Origin of the sequence: Arthrobacter sp. PsM3, from assembly GCF_030433895.1 — a bacterium.
In the GTDB taxonomy this organism is placed as follows: domain Bacteria; phylum Actinomycetota; class Actinomycetes; order Actinomycetales; family Micrococcaceae; genus Arthrobacter.
The window spans coordinates 1-1,051 of record NZ_JARUXE010000105.1; the positions used below are offsets into that span (position 1 = coordinate 1).

The 1,051-nt window shown below is 61.6% G+C and carries 1 protein-coding gene; it reads left to right on the forward strand.

The window, feature by feature from the left end; genetic code table 11:
- On the forward strand, window positions 1–1,051 hold a 1,051-nt coding region (locus QCD75_RS21765), incomplete at both ends, for a copper amine oxidase (RefSeq protein WP_441005535.1).

Genomic DNA, 1,051 nt, shown 5'->3' on the forward strand with positions numbered 1-1,051 from the left:
GCCTTCGACTCCGGCGAATACAACATCGGCAACATGGCCAACTCCCTCACCCTCGGCTGCGACTGCCTGGGCGAAATCAAGTACTTCGATGGCATCACCACCGACAGCCACGGCAACCCGTGGACCATCGAGAACGCCATCTGCATGCACGAGGAAGACGATTCCATCCTGTGGAAGCACTTCGACTTCCGCGAGGGCACCGCCGAAACCCGGCGCAGCCGCAAGCTCGTGATCTCCTTCATCGCCACCGTTGCGAACTACGAGTACGCCTTCTACTGGCACCTGTTCCTCGACGGCAGCATCGAGTTCCTGGTCAAGGCCACCGGCATCCTGTCCACCGCCGCCCAGAAGCCCGGCGAGAAAACCCCGTACGGTCAGACGCTGAACAACGACGGGCTCTACGGACCCATCCACCAGCACATGTTCAACGTCCGCATGGACTTCGAAATCGACGGACCGAAGAACGTCGTCTACGAAGTGGACATGGAAATCCCCGAGAACAACCCCACACACACCGCGTTCAAGGCCGTGGACCGGCTGCTCGAAACCGAACAGGCAGCAATCCGCAAGGCGGACCACGACAAGCACCGCTTCTGGAAAATCGCCAACCGCGACAGCAGGAACCTCGTGGACGAACCAGTCGCCTACCGCCTCATCCCCACCAACGCCATCACCCTGGCCGCCGGCGACGAGTCCTTCGTCAGCAAACGAGCACAATTCGCCCGCAACAACCTCTGGGTCACCGCCTACGACCGCACCGAACGTTTCGCCGCCGGCGAATTCCCGAACCAAGCCACCGGCGCCGACGACGGCCTGCACATCTGGACCCAGGCAGACCGGAACATCGTCGATGAAGACCTCGTGGTCTGGTACACCTTCGGCATGCACCACGTCGTCCGCCTCGAAGACTGGCCCGTCATGCCCCGCCAAAACATCGGCTTCATGCTCGAACCCCACGGCTTCTTCAACCAAAACCCCACCCTCAACCTGCCCAGCTCGGCCACCCCCTCCGATCACTGCAACTCAACAACCACAAACCACTGCAGCTCCG